Source organism: Phycisphaerales bacterium (genome assembly GCA_016699835.1).
In the GTDB taxonomy this organism is placed as follows: Bacteria; Planctomycetota; Phycisphaerae; order Phycisphaerales; family UBA1924.
Genome location: CP064987.1, coordinates 673563 through 687671 on the forward strand (window position 1 = coordinate 673563; position 14109 = coordinate 687671).

11 protein-coding genes are annotated in these 14109 nt (G+C 65.3%); 7 read left to right on the forward strand and 4 right to left on the reverse strand.

Annotated elements, in window-relative coordinates; all coding sequences use genetic code 11:
* The first annotated feature begins 3 nt into the window (after positions 1–3).
* Complete coding sequence (locus IPK69_02850) at positions 4–1206, forward strand: 3-dehydroquinate synthase (GenBank protein ID QQS09577.1); 1203 nt, start codon at positions 4–6, stop codon at positions 1204–1206.
* Between the two features lie 21 nt (positions 1207–1227).
* Here the strand turns inward: IPK69_02850 and IPK69_02855 are convergent, their stop codons facing one another.
* The 3 genes from IPK69_02855 to IPK69_02865 form a co-directional block, all read right to left on the reverse strand.
* Positions 1228–2445 carry a DegT/DnrJ/EryC1/StrS family aminotransferase gene (locus IPK69_02855; protein QQS09578.1) on the reverse strand — a complete coding sequence of 406 codons (1218 nt, stop codon included), beginning with the start codon at positions 2443–2445 and terminating at the stop codon, positions 1228–1230.
* A 107-nt stretch (positions 2446–2552) separates the two neighbouring features.
* Positions 2553–4343 (reverse strand): methyl-accepting chemotaxis protein, encoded by a 1791-nt coding sequence (locus IPK69_02860; GenBank protein QQS09579.1) that lies wholly within the window; start codon positions 4341–4343, stop codon positions 2553–2555.
* 220 nt (positions 4344–4563) lie between these two features.
* A complete protein-coding gene (locus IPK69_02865) occupies positions 4564–6360 on the reverse strand; it encodes a methyl-accepting chemotaxis protein (protein ID QQS09580.1) in 1797 nt (598 codons plus the stop codon).
* A 234-nt stretch (positions 6361–6594) separates the two neighbouring features.
* On the opposite strand from IPK69_02865, the gene IPK69_02870 reads away from it, so the two are divergent.
* Entirely contained in the window at positions 6595–7524 is a 930-nt protein-coding gene (locus tag IPK69_02870) for an RNA polymerase sigma factor (GenBank protein QQS09581.1), read from the forward strand.
* Positions 7525–7533: 9 nt separating this feature from the next.
* Here IPK69_02870 and IPK69_02875 read toward each other — a convergent pair whose 3' ends face one another.
* The gene (locus tag IPK69_02875) at positions 7534–7767 is read right to left on the reverse strand and encodes a DUF2892 domain-containing protein (GenBank protein QQS09582.1); all 234 of its coding nucleotides are present in this window, start codon (positions 7765–7767) and stop codon (positions 7534–7536) included.
* Between the two features lie 248 nt (positions 7768–8015).
* Between IPK69_02875 and IPK69_02880 the strand changes: the two genes are divergently transcribed.
* The 5 genes from IPK69_02880 to IPK69_02900 all read left to right on the forward strand — a co-directional run bounded on the left by IPK69_02880 (position 8016) and on the right by IPK69_02900 (position 14063).
* Entirely contained in the window at positions 8016–9119 is a 1104-nt protein-coding gene (locus IPK69_02880) for an efflux RND transporter periplasmic adaptor subunit (GenBank protein ID QQS09583.1), read from the forward strand.
* A gap of 6 nt (positions 9120–9125) precedes the next feature.
* Positions 9126–12626 (forward strand): efflux RND transporter permease subunit, encoded by a 3501-nt coding sequence (locus tag IPK69_02885; protein QQS09584.1) that lies wholly within the window; start codon positions 9126–9128, stop codon positions 12624–12626.
* Positions 12627–12843: 217 nt separating this feature from the next.
* Entirely contained in the window at positions 12844–13257 is a 414-nt protein-coding gene (locus IPK69_02890; GenBank protein ID QQS10402.1) for a DUF2202 domain-containing protein, read from the forward strand.
* Between the two features lie 34 nt (positions 13258–13291).
* On the forward strand, positions 13292–13633 hold the full coding sequence (gene trxA / locus IPK69_02895) for a thioredoxin (protein ID QQS09585.1): 342 nt from the start codon (positions 13292–13294) through the stop codon (positions 13631–13633).
* A 112-nt stretch (positions 13634–13745) separates the two neighbouring features.
* Positions 13746–14063, forward strand: coding sequence for a DUF2892 domain-containing protein (locus IPK69_02900; protein QQS09586.1), 318 nt, complete (start codon positions 13746–13748; stop codon positions 14061–14063).
* Positions 14064–14109: the final 46 nt, after the last annotated feature.

Here is a 14109-nt window from a genome sequence, read left to right on the forward strand (position 1 = left end):
GACATGCCCGAGGCCCGCACGATCCGTGTCGAACACCCATCGACGCTCGCGGGCGAGGTCGTCGCCTACGACGTCGTGGTCGGCACCGATCTTTACGACTCCATCGCGCGGCGTGTGGGCGCGTCCGCGCACGCCGTCCTCGTCGCCGATCGCGCCGTCGAGCCGTTTGCCCGCGAGATCGCCCGATCGCTCGGCCTCGACGCCGACACCCGCCTCCTCTCCCTCGACGCGGGCGAATCGTGCAAGACTCCCGACTCACTGACGACACTCCTGACATCACTGGCTTCGCTTGACCCGTCTCTGACTCGCGACGGGCGCGTGATTGCCGTTGGCGGCGGCGCGCTCCTCGACCTCGCCGGGCTTGCCGCCTCGCTCCATAAGCGAGGCGTCGCGTGGGTGGCGATCCCAACCACGCTCCTCGGCATGGTCGATGCCAGCGTCGGCGGGAAGACCGGCGTCAATCTTCGGCACGCGAGCGATGGCGCCCTCCTCAAGAACGCAATCGGCACCTTCCATCAGCCGACGCTCGTGCTCGCCGACGTGGCGGCGCTACGCACGCTGCCAGCGCGTGAGTTCCGCTCCGGCCTTGCCGAGTGTATCAAGCACGCCATGATCGCCGCTCCGGACACGCGACTCAATCGCCTCCTCAGCGGATCGATCCCCGACGATCCCCTCGATTGGCTCGAGTCCAACGCCAAGGGAATCCTCTCGCTCGATTCTCCAACTCTGATCGAACTCATTGCGTGGAACGTCTCGATCAAGGCCGCTGTCGTCGCGCGCGATCCCCAGGAGCGGCTCGACACATCGCGACCAAAACTCGAATCACACGCCGCGCCCAGCCGCATGTGGCTCAACCTCGGGCACACCTTTGCTCATGTCCTTGAGGCGTCCGGGGAGTTGCTCCATGGCGAGGCCGTCGGTTTGGGATTGATCGCGGCGTGTTCCACTCGCAACGAGACAGTCGAACTTGCCGAGCGTGTCCGGTCGCTCCTCCAACAGTTTCGGCTTCCGACACGGCATGCCACCGTGCCCGAGGCGATCGAGTTCGTCCGGATCATGGCCAGGGACAAGAAGAACACCTCTGCGGCCCACGAGCGGCTCGTCCTTCCGTCGTGCGGCGGAGGCGTCGAGGTCTGTGACCACGTCGACGTTGCGGCCATCGCCCGTGGATTGGACGCCATTCGCGCCTCGTACGCCCACGGTTGATACGAGACTCAGCGAACGATATCAACCGCGCGTGAGATTCTCGCGCTCGATCATGACTTCCAGGGTCTGGGCCACGAGGTCGATCTCTCGAGACGTGAGCGAGTTGTAGAACGGCAGCGCCAGCGTCCGCTGGCTCACGCTCTCGGCGATTGGGAACATCCCGGGGCGGAACCCGAACCGCTCGCGATAGAACTGCTGCAAATGGATGCACGGGAAGTAGTCCGCCGCACCCACGTCGTGGTTCCGCAGGCCCCGCACGATCCGGTTCCGCTCTTCGCTCGTGTACGTTGGCGCGAGCCGAACGACAAACACGAACCAACTCATCACCGATCCCTCTTCGATCGTCGGCATCACCAGGTGCGGGTGCCCGCAGAGGCGGTCGATATAGGCGCGAGCCACGGCGCTGCGCTTCTCCAGGATCGAGTCCAGACGCTGCATCTGCGCCACGCCGATCGCCGCGTTGATCTCGCTGAGGCGATAGTTGTACCCCAGGCGCTCGTGACGCAGCCATGATCCCGCGGGCACGCCCCCGAACGACCCTTCGGTTCCGTGCGAAGGACTCTGCGGGCCAAGCCCCGTCGTCGCCATCGGGCGGCCCTGATTCCGCAACGAGCGGCACATCTCCGCGAGTCGCTCGTCGTCGGTCACAACCATCCCGCCTTCACCCGTGGTGATCTGCTTGTTGGGATAGAAACCGAAGACACCGATTCGCCCAAAGTGCCCCGCGGGGCGACCCTTGTGCTGCGTCCCCAGCGCCTCGCAGCAGTCTTCGATCAATGGGATCTCGTGCTTCGCCGCGATCTGCGCATAGGCGTCCATGTGCGCGGGGTTCCCGAACGTTTCCACCGCGAGAATCGCCTTCGTCCTGGGCGTGATCGCCGCCTCAACCAGCGATGGATCCATGTTCAGGGTTTTCGGACAGATGTCCACAAACACCGGCTTCGCCCCGACGAACAGGATGCAGTTGGACGATGCGATGAACGAAAACGGCGTCGTGATCACCTCATCCCCGGGACCGATGCCCAGCGCCAGGAGCGCCATGTGAAGGCCCGCCGTCCCCGACGAGCACGACACCCCATACCGGCACCCCGCCCGGTCCGCCACCAACGCCTCGAACTGTTCCGATACAGGCCCAAGCGCGAGCCGCCCGGACCGCAACACCTGCAACACCGCACGCTCTTCGAGTTCCGAGATGTCGGGTTTGGAGAGGGGAATTTCCTGATCGACGCGTCGGGCCATGCTGGATTATCGGCCTCCCAACCCCGCGACATAAACCCCACCACCCGGAAATGAAACAGGCCCCGCCATCGCGACGGGGCCCGCACGAATCCTGACCGTGGAAACGCTCAGACCTTGAACTTGCCGACGATGGCCCGGAGTTGCTCGGCGTTCTGGGAGAGGTTCTGGGCCGCCTGCGCCGCCTGGTTCGCCCCCTGGTTGCTCTCACGCGTCACCGCCGAGATCTGCTGCACCGAGCGGGCGATCTCCTCCGTCGCCGCCGACTGCTCCGTCGCCGCTGCCGCGATCGAGGACACCATCTCCACCACATTCCTTGACCCATCCAGGATCTTCGCCAGGGCTCCACCGGCGGAGTTCACGAGGTCCACGCCCTTGGAGACGCGGCCGCTCCCCGCCTGGATCTGCTGGACCGCCTCGCCCGTCCCATTCTGGATCTCCTTGATGCTCTGCGCCACTTCCTCGGTCGCCTTGGTCGTCCGCTCGGCGAGTTTGCGGACCTCATCGGCGACGACCGCGAACCCGCGTCCGTGCTCGCCCGCCCGCGCCGCCTCGATCGCCGCGTTGAGCGCGAGAAGGTTCGTCTGGTCGGCGATCTCGTTGATGACGCCGATGATCGCGCCGATCTGCTCGCTCTTCTTCCCCAGGTCCAGCACGCTGTCGGCCGACGACGTGACCTCGCCCGAGATCATCTTCATCTCTTCCACCGTGTCCTGCACGATGCGTCCGCCCTCCTCGGCCTGGTGGCGGGAGTCCCCCGCCGCCTTCGACGTGGCCTCGGACTTCTGCGCGACCTCCGTCGCCGACGCCGCCATCTCCTCGACGGCCGCCGAGACCTGCGACGTCTGACGCTCCTGCTCGGTCAACCCAGCCGCCATCTCCTCCGCCGACGCGGCGATCTCCGTCGCCGCCGCCGCCACGGAGTTCGACGAGTCCACCACGGTTCGGATAAGACCCTGGAAAGTCTCAACAAAGCCATCGAAGGTCTTCGCCACGACGCCGATCTCGTCCGTGCTACTCAGATTCACCCGCTGCGTCAGGTCACCCGTTGCGACGGTCTTGATGCGCTCCACCAGCATGGAGAGCGGCTTGGTCACCATATTCCGGATTGCCAGGATGAACCCAAACGCCACAACGCTGATGGTCGGCATGCTGACAAACAAGCCGTTCTTGACGAACCCCGCGACCTGCGCGTCGGCCCGCTCCAGCGGCATCGAGACCTCGTACGCCCCGTGCATGTCCCCGGGCTTCCACCCTTCCATGGCAAAGCCGAGCGGGTCCTTGCCATCGAACTTTCCACTCGCATCACGCTCGTCGTACCGCGCCGGATCGCCGTGGCACAGCATGCACGACTCATCCAACTTGATCGCCCGCATGTAGTGCAGCGTGTTCGTCTTCTCGTCGATGCGTCCCAGCGACATCTCCCCCCCGCTCTTGGCCTGAGCCTCGAGATCCCGCAGCATCTCGGCCCGGAAGGTCCCGCTCGCCGGCTCGTTCTTGGGGTTGCGGGCCTCGAACGCCGCCACCTTGAAGTCGATGTGCTCGCGTTCCGCGGCCTTCCCCGCCGCCGTCCAACCGACGACCACGGGGATCGTCTCATAGAACCGCGTCTGGTCATACCCCTTGCCGTGCGAGACCTCCTCGAGCGCCTCAGCCAGGAGCGACTCGCCATCGAAGGCCTTTTCGCTCTGCAGACGCGACGCGTGATTCTTCGTCTCGTCAGCCACTGCCGTGAACGCCGCCGCCTTCTCCATCAGCGACGCCCGGGCGTCCTTCGCGTACCCGCGAACGAACACCACATAGTTCACCGCCACCGCGGCCACGATCGCCAGGACCGCCGGCACAACAATCTTGGCCGAGAGTCCGAGAACACGACGAGGGGTTCCATCCGTAGTTGCCATGCGAGTCTCCGAGTAAATGGGGCGATGTGCTCGATCGCCTGCAATCTCGGACGGATACTCGTGTCGCTTTCCCAACCACCCGACCGACTCGATCACAATACCCCCTTCGGAGGGGCACAGACGGTACAAACCGACTCTTCGAGCATCTCCCACGCAACAAAACCACGCCACGCTCTCGAAGAGCATGACGTGGCGCGTGGCACACGGTGCCGAACGGGTCCTATACCTTGAACTTGCCGACGATGGCCCGGAGTTGCTCGGCGTTCTGGGAGAGGTTCTGGGCCGCCTGCGCCGCCTGGTTCGCCCCCTGGTTGCTCTCACGCGTCACCGCCGAGATCTGCTGCACCGAGCGGGCGATCTCCTCCGTCGCCGCCGACTGCTCCGTCGCCGCCGCCGCGATCGAGGACACCATCTCCACCACGTTCCTTGATCCGTCCAGGATCTTCGCGAGGGCTCCGCCCGCCGAGTTCACGAGGTCCACGCCCTTGGAGACGCGGCCGCTCCCCGCCTGGATCTGCTGCACCGCCTCGCCCGTGCCGTTCTGGATCTCCTTGATGCTCTGAGCGACCTCCTCGGTCGCCTTGGTCGTCCGCTCGGCGAGTTTGCGGACCTCATCGGCGACGACCGCAAACCCGCGACCGTGCTCGCCCGCCCGCGCCGCCTCGATCGCCGCGTTGAGCGCGAGAAGGTTCGTCTGGTCGGCGATCTCGTTGATGACCCCGATGATCGCGCCGATCTGCTCGCTCTTCTTCCCCAGGTCCAGCACGCTGTCGGCCGACGACGTGACCTCGCCCGAGATCATCTTCATCTCCTCCACCGTGTCCTGCACGATGCGCCCGCCCTCCTCGGCCTGGTGGCGGGAGTCCCCCGCCGCCTTCGACGTGGCCTCGGACTTCTGCGCGACCTCCGTCGCCGACGCCGCCATCTCCTCGACGGCCGCCGACACCTGCGACGTCTGACGCTCCTGCTCGGTCAACCCAGCCGCCATCTCCTCCGCCGACGCGGCAATCTCCGTCGCCGCCGCCGCCACGGAGTTGGTTGAGTCGGCGACGGATCGGATTAGGCCGTGGAGTGTGCCCACGAACGTGTCGAACCAGTGGGCGAGTCGTCCGATCTCGTCGCCGCGATTCAGATTGATGCGTTGCGTGAGATCGCCATCACCCGTCGCGACATCCTTGATGCGCTCGATCAATCCATTGAGCGGGCGCGTCACCATGCGACGCAGCGCGAACACGAACCCGAACGCCGCCACCGCGATCGTGGGGACCGTCACCCACAACCCGTTGGTGATGAACCCGGCGACATGCGCGTCCGCCGTCGCGAGCGGCATCGAGACCTCGTACGCCCCGTGCGTGTCTCCGGGCTTCCACCCTTCCATAGCGAACCCCAACGGATCCTTCCCATCGAACTTCCCATTGGCGTCACGTTCGTCGTATCGCGCGGGATCGCCGTGGCACAGCATGCACGACTCGTCCAGCTTGATCGCCCGCATGTAGTGCAGCGTGTTCGTCTTTTCATCAATTCGGCCCAGCGACATCTCCCCCCCGCTCCTGGCCTGAGCCTCGAGATCCCGCAGCATCTCGGCCCGGAAGGTCCCGCTCGCCGGCTCGTTCTTGGGGTTGCGGGCCTCGAACGCCGCCACCTTGAAGTCGATGTGCTCGCGTTCCGCGGCCTTCCCCGCCGCCGTCCAACCGACGACCACGGGGATCGTCTCATAGAACCGCGTCTGGTCATACCCCTTGCCGTGCGAGACCTCCTCGAGCGCCTCAGCCAGGAGCGACTCGCCATCGAAGGCCTTTTCGCTCTGCAGACGCGACGCGTGATTCTTCGTCTCGTCAGCCACTGCCGTGAACGCCGCCGCCTTCTCCATCAGCGACGCCCGGGCGTCCTTCGCGTACCCGCGAACGAACACCACATAGTTCACCGCCACCGCGGCCACGATCGCCAGGACCGCCGGCGCCACGATCTTGATCGAGAGACCCATCGCCTTTTTTTCGTTGCTCTTTGAGATCGACATGGACCATCTCCAGGATTCGAGAGGAAGAGATCAGGATGCTCCCATTTCGACGAGACGCCGTCGGCTCTGAGCAGGAAGGATGGACAAGGCGGTGGTGGTGCCGAACGGACCCGCGGCCGGGGGATCGTGTCCGGCTCGAGAGACCACCCCCCACTCCTACTGTGGTCCGTGGCGACCAAGACCTTGCACACCAGATCGAAAGCGGCGCGCCCCGGGGATGAGAACGACTCAAGCGTGCCGCACGCCGGCGACGACGCGTCGTCCGCCATCCCCCGGCTTGTTGAGAGCCACGGCCCGCGCCTCTACGCGCTCGCCACACGCCTCTGCGGCCACGCCGCCGACGCCGAGGACATGGTCCAGGATGTCTTCCTCCAGGCCTACCGAAAGTGGCACACCTTCAAGGGCAACTCCAGCCCGGGGACATGGCTCTACGCGATCGCCGCACGCTCGTGCAAGGCCAGAATGCGTCGCAAAGGCGGCATCGATCGTCGCGTCCCGGCCATGTCGCAACTCTTGCCCTGGGGCGAGTCGCAGAATCTGACCTTCCCATCGAGCGACTCCGGCCAACCCGTCGAGGCCGCCATCGGGCGCGAGTCCGAAACCGCCGTCCATCAGGCGATCGTCTCCCTCCCCGAGCACTTCCGCGTGCCGCTGGTCCTCAAGGAGATGCTCGAACTCTCGATCGACGAGGTCGCCGAGGCACTTCGTGTCAAGCCCGAAACGATCAAGACCCGCGTGCACCGCGCGCGGCTGCTTCTTCGCAAGGCAATCATGAATCGCCAGCGGGTCCCCAAGCACGAGGCCGTCGAGCCGGTCTATGAGCGACAGGTCTGCCTCGATCTCCTCAAAGCAAAACTAGAGGCAATGGACCAGGGCCGCGGCTTTCCCATAGGCCAGTCGGTCGTTTGCGAACGCTGCCGATCGGTCTTTGCAGAACTGGACCTCGCCCAGAACACCTGCGCCCACCTCGCAGAAGGAACAATGCCCGCACGTGTGCGTGAGTCGATCCTTCGTGCCATCCACGATTCAGGCTCCAACTCGAAGAAATCGCACGAGACCAAAGCACGCTCGACTCGTACACCGCCGCGGCGGACGAACACGCGATCAGCATCCAATGGACGCTCCAAGAACCCGGCATCCACAGCCAAACGTGCCGCCCACTAACGTGTTGGACTACTTGGCCGCCGACTCTTTCGTGCGGCACGTATTGATCTTGAACGGGATGTATGCTGGGCAGATGGACAAGGCCGCCGTCAGTAGCATGACCACGCCCACGACGATCGCCACAATCCCGGCAATGCCGCCGCTCATGGCGTCGAAGTAAGTGAACGCGAGGACGAGGGCCACGATCCCCACGCCGAGACGCATCCCACGATCCATCGCCCCGACATTCTTGCACAGCGCCATATCGGCTCCTTTCGGGCGTAGGCCTTCGCCTCGCTCCCAAGATTGCATCGGCCAGAGGTGCTTGACGCCTCCACTCGCGGCCGTACACAATGCACCAACGCAGACAGGACTTTGAGTCTCCCCGGGGTCGTTCCGTTCCAGTCTTCTCGTGAATTTACCACGGGAGATCCAAGGTCCGCAATCATCGGAACCCCCCGGTTCCTTCCAGCCTCAAACACCCGAGCACCACCCCAATCACGGAGCACTCCTTGCCGATACCACCCCGTACGAAACGCTCATCTCGATGGCTGGTCCTGGGCTGCACCTCGCTGGCCTTCATCGCCGGCGTCGCCTTGCTCATGCTCTGGCTGATGGGCGCTTTCAAGCCAAAGGTGCCCAGCGACGGGCACGCCGGAGCCCGCGACCGATCTGTTCCCAAGGATGCCCAAATCGTCCAGATTGCCCGGGTCACAAGGCCACTCCTCGAGAGCGCTTCCGGCACGATCCAGCCCGTGCATCGTGTCGAGGTCGCCTCCCGAATCCTCGCACGCACCACGGCTGTGGACGCGATCGCTGGCATGAAAGTCAGCGTTGGACAGGTCCTTGTCCGCCTCGACGACGCCGACCTGAAACTCCGCCTCGCGCAAGCACAGTCCGCTGTGGAACAGGCCCGCACCACGCTCGACATGGCCACGTCGGAAGAGTCCAGACTCCAGGCGGCCTTCGACCGCGGTGCGATCGCCGACCTCGACATGGAACGCGCGCGCAACGCGAAGAAGTCCGCCGAGGCCTCCCTCGCTCGCGCCTCAGACGCCGAGCATGAAGCCACCACCGTGCTCGGCTACGCCACCATTACCAGCCCCATCGACGGCGTCATCGTGGACAAACGCGTCAACCTCGGCGACACGGTCGCGCCAGGCCAGGTCGTCGTCACCCTCCTCGACCCGACCCGCATGCAACTCGTCGCCAGCGTCCGTGAGTCGCTCACGAGCAACCTGAGCGTCGGCGGGAGCGTGACCGTCGCGCTCGACGCCCTTGGACACTCGTGCTCGGGACTGGTCAGCGAGATCGTCCCCGAATCCGACGAGACCAGCCGCACCTTCCAGGTGAAAGTAACTGGGCCTTGCCCCGAGGGGATCCGCGCGGGGATGTTCGGGCGATTGCTCATACCCGTTGGCGAAGAGTCGGTACTCCTGATTCCAAGGAGCGCTGTGCGATCCGTGGGACAACTCGATCTGGTGGACGCCATTGTGAGCGAGCGAGTGGAACGCCGGGCCGTCCGGCTCGGCCGCGTGTTCGAGGAGAGCGTGGAAGTCCTCGCCGGGCTTCGCGAGGGCGACGCGGTGCTCGCGCACTCCACGGAAGGAAAATAGGCCGCCATGACGACCACTCCGACGAGCACCACAACCGATGAACCCTCGCCCGCGCCCTCCGGCTGGATCAACGGCATCGTCCACGCCTTTCTCCACTCCAATCTCTCTCTGATCCTGCTGGTGATCTCGGTGGCGGTCGGGGCGGCGGCCCTGGTTATCACGCCTCGTGAGGAAGACCCGCAGATCGTCGTCCCGCTAGCGGATGTCTACGTAAGCGCCCCTGGCCTCTCCGCCCAGGAGGTTGAGCGGCTCGTCACAACACCCCTCGAACGGGTCCTCTACCAGATCGATGGCGTCGAGTACGTCTATTCAATGTCGCGAACGGACTCGGCGATCGTGACGGTGCGGTTTTACGTCGGACAGGACCGCGAGCGATCGCTCGTGCGACTCTTCAAGACACTGGAAGAGAGCAAGGACCTCGTCCCCCCCGGCGTAGCGGGCTGGGTGATGAAGCCCGTCGAGATCGACGACGTGCCTATCGTCACGCTCACCCTCCGCGCCCGCGATGGTGCCTCCGCCGACAGTTCGACGAGAGCCGATGAGCACACGCTGCGCCGCGTCGCCGAGGAGTTTGCGGCCAGACTCGCCTCGGTCGAGAACACCTCGCGTGTCACGATCGTCGGCGGACAGCCCCGGGTGATGACAGCATACATTGATCGCGAGGCTATCGCATCACGCGGCCTCTCGCTGCTCGAGGTCCAGGACGCACTCCGACTGTCGAACGCCTCGGTCCCTTCGGGCGATATCCAGCGTGACGACCTCGCGCTCACGATCCGCGCTGGACGAGTGATCCAGAATCGGACCGAACTGGAGAGCCTCGTCGTCGGCGTCGCGAACGACGCCCCGATCCTCCTCCGCGATGTCGCAAGGATCGAGGACGGCCCCGCCGAGCGATCGACATACGTCCGCCACGCCTGGGGACCGGCTCGTGGATTCGAAAGCCACTCCAGACACGCCGGCACAATCGTGGGCGAGTCGCACGAGAATGCCACCACCCCCGCCACATCACCGCACACCACGAGCGCCTCCGAATCCGTCCCCGCGGTCACCATTGCGATTGCCAAGAAGAAAGGGACCAACGCCGTCCATGTCGCCGACGCCGTGCTCAAAGAGGCCGAGCGTCTCCGCGCCGAGATCGTCCCCGACGTGATCGATCTGGTCGTCACTCGCAATAGCGGACAAACGGCGAACGAGAAGGTCTCCGAACTCGTCGAAGGACTCTGGGTCGCGATCCTGATCGTCGTCGCGCTCCTCACGCTGGGCCTGGGATGGCGAGAGTCGCTCGTCGTCGCCGTCGCCGTCCCCGTGGTCTTTGGTCTGACCCTCGCCGTGAACCTGCTCGCGGGATACACGATCAATCGCGTCACGCTCTTCGCGCTCATCCTGTCGCTCGGCCTGCTCGTGGACGATCCGATCGTGGACGTTGAGAATATCGCTCGCCACTTCGCGCTTCGTAAGAAAGCGACACGAGCCATCACGCTCGAGGCCGTCAGCGAGATCCGCCCGCCCCTGATCTCCGCGACGCTCGCCGTCATCGCCAGTTTCCTCCCGCTCTTCTTCATCACGGGGATGATGGGCCCCTACATGCGCCCGATGGCGCTCAACGTGCCCGTGACGATGCTGATGTCGATGGTCGTCGCCTTCACGATCACACCATGGCTCGCCTTCCATCTGCTCCGCAAGCGCCGCTGGGACCACGGCGCCCACGGCGCCAACCACGCCGACGAGTTCGCCATGGCGCGGGAGAGCACGGCGTATCGCCTCCTCTCGGCACTCCTTCGCCCGCTCCTCGAGTCCCGCCGACTGGGCTGGACGTTCCTCGCTGCGGTCGCTGTGCTCACCGCGGCTGCCGCCATGCTCGCTGCCTTCCGCCAGGTCCCGCTCAAAATGCTCCCCTTCGATAACAAGGCCGAGATCCTCGTGCAGATCGACGCGGACGAGGGCACACCGCTCGAAACTACCGACGCCGCCACGCGCCGCATCGAGTCCTTGCTCACCGCGCTCCCCGAGGTCACCGACACCACCGCCTACGTCGGCACGGCATCACCCATGGACTTCAACGGACTCGTACGACACTACTACCTGCGCTCCATGCCCCATCAGGCCGAGATCCGCGTCAACCTCGTCGGCAAGAAGTCACGCTCGACCGCCAGCCACACGCTGGGCTTGCGCGAGCGCGACGCGATCACCGCGATCGCCCACGACGCCGGCGTCAGCGTCAAGATCGTCGAACTCCCTCCGGGTCCGCCCGTCATCGACACCATCGCCGCCGAGGTCTATGGACGCGACGGCATGGACTACGCCTCGCTCTGCGATGCGGCCCTGCTCGTGCGCGATCGCCTCGCCCTGGAGCCCGGAGTCGTCGAACCGGATAGCACCGTCGAGGCGGCCAGCCAGGAACTCACCTTCATCCCGGACCAGGAAAAGGCCGCGCTCAGCGGGGTCTCTGTCATGGACATCGCGCAGACCGTTCGCGGCGCGATCTCGGGCCTCGAAGTCGGCGTCGTGCACGACCAAAGCGAGCGCCAGCCCTTCGCGATCCTGGCGCGATTACCGATGCACGAGCGCTCCAGCATCGAGGATCTCTCGCGGATCCAGGTTCGTTCGAGCGCAAACCCCAAGGCACCACTCGTCCCGCTCGCCGAGATCGGGCGCTGGGAGCGACGCCCCGCCGAGCAGACGATCTACCACAAGAACCTCCAGCGTGTGGCGTACGTGTTCGCCGAGACCGCCGGGCGTCCGCCCGCGGATGTCATCGTCGATGTGATGGCCGATCATGCCAAGACAGCCGCGCCAACCAAGGCCGCGTTGCAAACCGGAGGCTGGCTCGACAGCACACAGCCACGCTCGCTCACCGGTCGATCGCACCTGATTCGTGGCGGCGGGATCCCGTGGAGCACGACCTCTGGCACACATGTCGTCTGGTCCGGCGAGGGCGAGTGGAAGATCACGCTCGATGTCTTCCGCGACCTTGGCCTCGCCTTCGCCGCCGCCCTCGTCATGATCTACGTCATCCTCGTCGCCCAGACGAAGTCCTTCGTCATCCCTGTCGTCGTCATGCTTTCCATCCCTCTCACGATGGTCGGCATCATGCCTGGGTTCTGGCTGCTCGGCCTGCTCACGGGCAAGACCGTCGGCGGATTCGCCGATCCCGTCTTCTTCACCGCCACCGCCATGATCGGCATGATCGCCCTCTCGGGGATCGTCACGCGACAGTCCATCATCCTCGTGGACTTCATCCATCTCTCGATCCGGCGCGGCAGGCCGTTCCTCGATGCCGTCCTCGAGGCCGGAGCCGTGCGCCTTCGCCCCATCCTCCTCGTCGTGGCGGCGGCGATGCTCTCGGCGATCCCGATCACGATCGATCCGATCTTCTCGGGTCTCGCGTGGTCGCTCATCTTCGGCCTCATCGCTTCCACAATCTTCACGCTCTTTGTGATACCACTGGTCTACTGGATGCTCTACAAGAACGTCCAGGGGCATGGTGCAGGCGTCGAGGCCGATTGATATTGAGACACGTGCCCAGTACACAGATCGAACGACTTCATCGGGAACCACGCGGACGCCCTTCGCCTCCAAGAGTGTGACACCACACAGGAGAACCCAGATGAAGTCCACGCTCATGACCATCGTGTCCGTCCCCCTCGTTCTCGCGGCATGCGCCAGCCACAAGCCGGCCCCCACCGCGACGATGACCGAGACTCGCGGTTGCTGCATGGTCGCCATGCCCGCGGGTGAATCCAGCGCGGTCAGCCCCGCCATCGCCGACGCCCTGCGTGCCGCTCTCGAGGACGAACGACGCTCCGAGGCGTTCTACACCGCGGTGATGGAAGTCCACGGCCAAGTCCGCCCCTTCTCGAACATCGTCCGCGCCGAACGCCAGCACCAGAGCGTTGTCGTCGCACTCATGGAACGCCATGGCGTGCCCGTGCCCCAGGCCGGTGCGCTTGACATCCCCGATGTCGCCTCGACGCTCCGCGAGTGCAAGCGAGCCGCGGCCCAGGCCGAGCGCGACAACATCGCCCTCTATGACACACTCATCCCCACGATCAAGGAGCCCGACATCCGCCAGGCGTTCCTGGGTCTCCAGGCCGCGTCACGCGACCACCACCTCCCGGCCTTTGAACGTGGCCTGTAACTCACGCCACGCACACCGATCCACGGAGACGAACATGAATACCACAGACCACGCCATCCTCACACCGACTCCAGATACCTTTGAGCAGGACGTCTTGAACTCCAGCGTGCCCGTGCTCGTGGACTTCTGGGCCGAGTGGTGCCCGCCCTGCAAGATGCTCAAGCCAGAGTTGCAGCGTCTCGCGCCCGAACTCGCCGGGAAAGCGCGGATCGCCATGGTGAACGTGGACGAGCACCCAAGCCTCGCCGCTGCCTTCCGGGTCTCGAGCATCCCCGCCCTGGCGATCGTCTCGGGCGGACGAGTCGTGGACGCGTGGGCCGGGTTCGTCCCCAAGGCAGTCATCCTGCAACGACTCCAGCCGCACTTTGCCGCGTGAGAATGCGGCCGAGTCACGCGATGTTCCGCACCGGGAACCCCGCGGGCACTGACCGCCTCTCACTCTTAGGGCGCATCTGTTTCAGACCGCCGTACGCATGGAGAATCAAGACATGTCCACCGTCACGTCCCGTCCGTCCGCCTTGGAAACCCCGAACAAGCCCAAGCCAGCCACCGTTAGCCACTCTGCCGGCGTGATGCGACAGACCCAAGCCTTCATCGGCGTCGTCGTGCTAGTCGGGCTCGCGCTTGGATACCTCGTCCACGAAGCCTTCTTGGTCCTTCCCGCCATCATCGGCGCGGGCTTGGTCTTCGCCGGGTCTAGCGGCATGTGCCCCATGGCGTCTCTCATCGGCACGATGCCCTGGAACCGTGGCGCGTCCGCGTCGTGCAACGGCGCCAGCGAGTGCTGCGGCTCGTGCCACAACTGACCGCACCGAGTCTTCTCGTCGCCACTCACCATCACACCATCACGGA

Coding starts and splice junctions, on each gene's coding strand:
- IPK69_02850 (QQS09577.1), top strand. CDS start 4: ATGCCCGAGGCCCGCACGATCCGTGTCGAACACCCATCGACGCTCGCG.
- IPK69_02890 (QQS10402.1), top strand. CDS start 12,844: ATGCCCGCGGGTGAATCCAGCGCGGTCAGCCCCGCCATCGCCGACGCC.
- IPK69_02855 (QQS09578.1), bottom strand. CDS start 2,445: ATGGCCCGACGCGTCGATCAGGAAATTCCCCTCTCCAAACCCGACATC.
- IPK69_02885 (QQS09584.1), top strand. CDS start 9,126: ATGACGACCACTCCGACGAGCACCACAACCGATGAACCCTCGCCCGCG.
- IPK69_02860 (QQS09579.1), bottom strand. CDS start 4,343: ATGGCAACTACGGATGGAACCCCTCGTCGTGTTCTCGGACTCTCGGCC.
- IPK69_02865 (QQS09580.1), bottom strand. CDS start 6,360: ATGTCGATCTCAAAGAGCAACGAAAAAAAGGCGATGGGTCTCTCGATC.
- IPK69_02875 (QQS09582.1), bottom strand. CDS start 7,767: ATGGCGCTGTGCAAGAATGTCGGGGCGATGGATCGTGGGATGCGTCTC.
- IPK69_02900 (QQS09586.1), top strand. CDS start 13,746: ATGTCCACCGTCACGTCCCGTCCGTCCGCCTTGGAAACCCCGAACAAG.
- trxA (QQS09585.1), top strand. CDS start 13,292: ATGAATACCACAGACCACGCCATCCTCACACCGACTCCAGATACCTTT.